Here is a 5,383-nt window from a genome sequence, read left to right as displayed (position 1 = left end):
AGCAAGCATCTCGCCGTTTTGCTGAGCCTGCGCCAATTCAGCCAGCACTTGTTCGCGCGTCTTGCTGACCGCTTGGTCCGACGCAAAAGCGGGGGCTGCGATGAGGGAAAGGACGATGAGGGTGGACTTCAGTTTCATGATGGTGTTTCCTTTTTGGGTAGATGGCAATGGTTCAGGTGCAACCGCAGGCCGGTTTGGGAGGGCACGCGGTTGCCGGTGATCGTTGAGAGGGTTCAGGGCAGTTGGCGGGCATCGACCCAGCCAGCTTCGCCGCCCATATCCCGTACACCGTCACGACCGACGGGGTTGCGCTTGGCTGACTGCAACTCATCGAGGACTTGCTGGCGGGTCTTGGTCAGTTTGGGGCCCGGAACGAGTGGATAAGTGGCAGGGTAGTCACGGCTGATCCAGTACAGCGAACCGTCCTTCTGAGCGGCCAGCACGGTGCTTTCGACCGCTTGGCGGCTCACCGCATTGCCCAAATGGTCGGCGGCCAGGCTCACGCCTTCCTCCTGGCTTGGGCTTGCGTGGTAAACGGAAGTTGCGAAAGAGGCGGTGGCGGATGCAGCAAGGCTGGCGACGAGGATTGCGGTACGAACTTTCATGATGGTCTCCTGTGACGCCGGATGCCCGATATGGTTCATCCAGGTGGCGTTTTCTGCACCACGGAGAGAAGTCTAAAAATTGCCGCCCCACATGGAGGTGACCTCCTGATTACGCTTTCGACAGCAATCTGCAATCCACTAAAACCCGAGTGCATCCCCCGCGTCGGTTCTGGGCGTCATACGACACTGCGGCCACCTCATTGCGGCAACGAGAGTCTCCCGCCGTCCTGCAGCGACGCAATCAGCGGGCAGGAGACATTCCCTTTTCTCGCATGGCATGCGCATACCAGTTCAGACAGCACCGACTCCATGCGTGCCAAATCGGCTATCTTCTCGCGCACATCCTTGAGCTTGGACTCAGCCAGTGCGCTGGCTTCTTCACAATGAGTTCCATCGTCTAGCCGCAGCAGCTCGGCTATTGCATCCAGGCTGAAGCCCAGGCGCTGAGCCGCTTTGACGAAGCGCACCCGCGTCACATCTGCATCTCCATAGCGGCGGATGCTGCCGTGAGGCTTGGCCGGCTCGGGCAACAATCCCTTGCGCTGATAGAACCGGATGGTCTCTACATTGACCCCGGCCGCCTCGGCAAAAGCGCCGATCGTAAAACTCTCCAAATTGGCTTTCATACCGCTTGACTCCGTACATGACTACGGAAGTAAGGTTACGGGATTCAACCAATTTTGAAAGGTCAAGCGCATGTCGGAGCCAAACAACGGGCGCACAGCGCTCTTGGCCGGAGGGCTGGCGGCCATCCTTGCCTCGACTTGCTGCCTCGGACCGCTGGTCCTGATCACCCTGGGATTCAGCGGGGCATGGATTGGCAACCTGACCGCGCTGGAGCCCTACCGCCCGATCTTCATCGGGGTCGCGCTGGTGGCGCTGTTCTTCGCCTGGCGGCGCATTTACCGCCCGGTGCAAGCCTGTAAACCGGGGGAGATCTGCGCGATTCCCCAGGTGCGAGCTGCCTACAAGCTTATTTTCTGGAGCGTGGCCGCACTGATTGTGGTCGCGCTCGGGTTCCCCTATGTCATGCCATTTTTCTATTGATCACAGGAGTTCTTCATGAAACAACTACTTGCCTCCCTGGCGCTCACCCTGGCCGTTGTCCCCGTGTGGGCCGCCACCCAGACCGTCATGCTGGCCATTCCCGGCATGACCTGCTCCACCTGCCCGATCATCGTCAAAAAAGCGCTTTCCAAGATCGAAGGCGTTAGCGAAGTTGAGGTGACCTTTGAGACGCGCGACGCAGCTGTCACCTTCGATGACGCAAAGACCAGCGTGCAGAAGCTGACCAAGGCAACCGCAGAGGTGGGGTTTCCATCCAGTGTCAAGCGGTGAAGCATTGACAACTGCACTGCAGCGCATGTGATGCCGTTACCTGGCGCGCACAAGCAAAAAGGATCTGTCGCATGACCCATCTGACAATCACCGGCATGACCTGCGGTTCGTGTGCGGCACACGTCAAAAAAGCCTTGGAAGACGTGCCCGGCGTACAGTCGGCATTTGTCTCCCACCCCGAAGGCACTGCCCAACTTGTCACCCTGCCGGGCACATTGCCCGATGCTCTGACTGCCGCTGTGGCCAGACTGGGCTACAAAGCAATGCTCGCCGATGTCCCCCCCAAACACAACCACGCTGGATCGCTCGATCAGGTGCGTCAGTGGACAGGGGGCGCTGACAAGCGCCGTGGCAACGAGCGTCCGCTGCAAATAGCCGTGATCGGAAGTGGTGGAGCCGCTATGGCGGCAGCACTGAAGGCCGTCGAGCAAGGCGCGCACGTCACGCTGGTGGAGCGAGGCACCATCGGCGGAACTTGTGTGAACATTGGCTGTGTGCCGTCCAAAATCATGATCCGCGCCGCGCATATCGCGCATCTGCGCCGAGAAAGCCCGTTCGATGGGGGCATGTCACCCACACCGCCGACGATCCTGCGCGAGCGGTTGCTAGCGCAGCAGCAGGCACGTGTCGAAGAACTCCGCCATGCCAAGTACGAAGGCATCCTGGACGGCAACCCAGGCATCACGGTGTTGCACGGTGAAGCGCGTTTCAAGGACGATCGGAGCCTTGTCGTCCGTTTGAGCGAGGGGGACGAGCAGATCGTGGTGTTCGACCGCTGTTTGGTCGCGACAGGAGCCAGCCCGGCCCTACCGCCGATTCCGGGTTTGAAAGAGTCACCCTACTGGACTTCGACGGAGGCGCTCGCCAGTGCCACCGTTCCCGAACGGCTGGCTGTGATTGGCTCGTCGGTGGTGGCGCTGGAGCTGGCCCAGGCTTTTGCCCGGCTAGGCAGCAAAGTAGTGATTATGGCGCGCAGCACCTTGTTTTTCCGGGAGGACCCGGCCATCGGAGAGGCCATGACTGCTGCTTTTCGTGCCGAAGGCATCGAGGTGCTGGAGCACAGGGAAGCCAGCCAGGTCGCGCATGTTGACGGTGAATTTGTGCTGACGACGGGGCACGGAGATATCCGCGCTGACAGGCTGCTGGTCGCAACGGGGCGGACACCGAACACGCACAGCCTCGCGCTGGACGCGGCGGGGGTCACAGTCAATGCGCAGGGGGGCATCGTCGTTGACAAGGGCATGCGCACCAGTGGCCGGAACATTTACGCGGCAGGCGATTGCACCGACCAGCCTCAATTCGTCTATGTGGCCGCAACCGCAGGCACGCGCGCGGCCATCAACATGACCGGTGGGGAAGCGGCACTCGACCTGACCGCGATGCCCGCCGTGGTGTTCACCGATCCACAAGTAGCAACCGTGGGCTACACCGAAGCAGGAGCGCGCAATGGCGGCATTGAGACCGACAGCCGGCTGTTGACGCTGGACAACGTGCCACGTGCGCTCGCCAACTTCGACACGCGTGGTTTTATCAAGCTGGTGACCGATACCACCGGGCACTTGATTGGCGTGCAGGCGGTCGCGCCGGAAGCTGGCGAACTGATCCAGACGGCGGCCCTGGCAATTCGGCACCGCATGACAGTGCAGGAGCTGGCCGACCAGTTGTTCCCCTATTTGACGATGGTCGAGGGACTCAAGCTCGCGGCGCAGACCTTCAGCAAGGACGTCAAGCAGCTTTCTTGCTGTGCAGGATGAGAAGCGGGCGAGATGATGAGAGTGCCCGCACAGTAGCTCAAATCGCTATTGATTGGCGCCGACTTGCCAAGCAACAGCCAACGCCGAGCGAACTTGGTGCAGGGACACTTTTCTGAGTGAAATTTCTCAGCATCCGAAACTCTTCACGGCGCGCCCAAAGCGGCGCCTGCCAGCATTACAGAAATATCATCGACCCATCGTCTTCTGGTGTGTTGCTGTATTCCAAACTTCCCCTCGTCACGACGCGCACCGAGCCCATCGGTCCGCGTGGGGCCGTCAGCCTGGCTGACGTTTCAATGACTCATGATGAGGGTTAAGACCATGTTCAAAAAGATCTTTGCACCCGCCGTTGTCGCGGCGCTGTCGATGGCTTGTGCAGTTGCTTTCGCAGCTTCCGCTGGCAACGAGGCACGCGACCAGGCATCGCCGGTCAAGATGCAGGTCGGGGAAGAAACGGCACGCTACTGGAGTCATCCGAGGCTGGGAATGGTCAAGGTGGACGCCGCTGGCCGCATGCTCACGGGTGACTCTGCCAAGGATGATGCTGCGCGATCTGCAGCTCCTTCCGGCAATCCCTCGACCCGCACACGTTGACGCACCCCGGCGAGGCGGTGCAACACCCGTAGCGTCCAGGGAAGGCGGCAAGGGAGCATTGCTGCGATCAAAGTTGAACGCCTGGACATACCGCCATTCATGTGACGCAAGTCAAGGGTTGACGAAGCCCATGCTTGACATTACCACCATGTCAAACCTTATTGTTCCCCCAAGGTCCATCACCATCTCGATGACCACTTCTTGGAGATCGCCATGAACCACGACCACACCACAGGGCATTCAGAAGCTGCCAACGCCAGCGGAGGCAGCCGCAAATTGATCGGCGCGGTGATCATGCTTGCGCTCATCGGGGCATTCTTCTTGCTCAGGGAGCATTGGTCGCACATCGCGGGATACTGGCCGTATCTGCTCTTGCTGGCTTGCCCGTTGATGCACCTCTTCCATGGGCACGGGGGGCACGGCTCTCACGAAGGCGATTCGAGCAAAAAGTAATCTTGCAGGCACACAACACATTTGCAGGGAGGCCATTCATGTCCAACGCGGAACCGCACGATCACACCCACCATGGCCATCAGCATCATGAGGGGGTCCACGGGGATACACCGCCGCCCATGACGAAACTGAAAGATCCAGTCTGCGGTATGGACGTGACGGAACAATCGCATCACTCGGCGGAGCATGAGGGGCGGCACTACTACTTCTGTAGCGCCAAGTGCCAAACGAAGTTTGTTGAGGACCCGGACAAGTACGCTGTCACGCCTCCCGGTACCGACAAGGTTGCGCGAGAGCCAGAAGCCACTCAGCCCGGCACCATCTACACCTGCCCCATGCACCCTGAGGTGCAGCAGGACCACCCCGGGAACTGCCCCAAATGCGGCATGACGCTGGAGCCCATGCTCCCCACGCTGGATGAGGGAGAAAACGCCGAACTCGTGGATTTCCGGCATCGCTTCTGGTGGACGTTGCCACTGACCGTGGTGGTCACTGTTCTGGCCATGGTGGGGCACAGGCTGCAGTGGTTCGAAATGGCCACACAGAGCTGGATTGAGCTCGTGCTGACGGTTCCCATCGTGCTGTGGGCTGGCTGGCCCTTCTTTGTGCGTGGTGCCCAATCCATCGCGAACCGCAGTC

Annotated in this window: 9 protein-coding genes; 6 read left to right on the top strand and 3 right to left on the bottom strand. The window is 60.3% G+C overall.

Annotation, left to right across the window (positions count from 1 at the left end):
• The 3 genes from ACOQFS_RS05565 to merR form a co-directional block, all read right to left on the bottom strand.
• Positions 1-138: DUF4148 domain-containing protein (locus tag ACOQFS_RS05565; RefSeq protein ID WP_421561911.1), on the bottom strand; the 138-nt coding region annotated here is incomplete at its 3' end.
• Positions 139-233: 95 nt separating this feature from the next.
• Positions 234-605, bottom strand: coding sequence for a hypothetical protein (locus ACOQFS_RS05560; protein ID WP_015012925.1), 372 nt, complete (start codon positions 603-605; stop codon positions 234-236).
• A 197-nt stretch (positions 606-802) separates the two neighbouring features.
• Positions 803-1,231 carry an Hg(II)-responsive transcriptional regulator gene (gene merR, locus ACOQFS_RS05555; RefSeq protein WP_015012926.1) on the bottom strand — a complete coding sequence of 143 codons (429 nt, stop codon included), beginning with the start codon at positions 1,229-1,231 and terminating at the stop codon, positions 803-805.
• Positions 1,232-1,301: 70 nt separating this feature from the next.
• Here merR and merT point away from each other — a divergent pair, with 70 nt between their 5' ends.
• The 6 genes from merT to ACOQFS_RS05525 all read left to right on the top strand — a co-directional run.
• The gene (gene merT, locus ACOQFS_RS05550) at positions 1,302-1,652 is read left to right on the top strand and encodes a mercuric ion transporter MerT (RefSeq protein WP_421561910.1); all 351 of its coding nucleotides are present in this window, start codon (positions 1,302-1,304) and stop codon (positions 1,650-1,652) included.
• Between the two features lie 15 nt (positions 1,653-1,667).
• Positions 1,668-1,943 (top strand): mercury resistance system periplasmic binding protein MerP, encoded by a 276-nt coding sequence (gene merP, locus ACOQFS_RS05545; RefSeq protein ID WP_008905582.1) that lies wholly within the window; start codon positions 1,668-1,670, stop codon positions 1,941-1,943.
• A gap of 71 nt (positions 1,944-2,014) precedes the next feature.
• Positions 2,015-3,697 carry a mercury(II) reductase gene (merA, locus tag ACOQFS_RS05540; RefSeq protein WP_421561909.1) on the top strand — a complete coding sequence of 561 codons (1,683 nt, stop codon included), beginning with the start codon at positions 2,015-2,017 and terminating at the stop codon, positions 3,695-3,697.
• Positions 3,698-4,018: 321 nt separating this feature from the next.
• Positions 4,019-4,291 carry a hypothetical protein gene (locus tag ACOQFS_RS05535; protein WP_015012929.1) on the top strand — a complete coding sequence of 91 codons (273 nt, stop codon included), beginning with the start codon at positions 4,019-4,021 and terminating at the stop codon, positions 4,289-4,291.
• A gap of 213 nt (positions 4,292-4,504) precedes the next feature.
• Complete coding sequence (locus ACOQFS_RS05530) at positions 4,505-4,744, top strand: DUF2933 domain-containing protein (RefSeq protein WP_015012930.1); 240 nt, start codon at positions 4,505-4,507, stop codon at positions 4,742-4,744.
• Between the two features lie 119 nt (positions 4,745-4,863).
• Positions 4,864-5,383: heavy metal-binding domain-containing protein (locus tag ACOQFS_RS05525; RefSeq protein WP_421561908.1), on the top strand; the 520-nt coding region annotated here is incomplete at its 3' end.

It is taken from the genome of Paracidovorax sp. MALMAid1276 (assembly GCF_049198005.1).
GTDB lineage: Bacteria > Pseudomonadota > Gammaproteobacteria > Burkholderiales > Burkholderiaceae_C > Acidovorax.
This window is presented reverse-complemented; position numbering and strand designations above follow the sequence as displayed.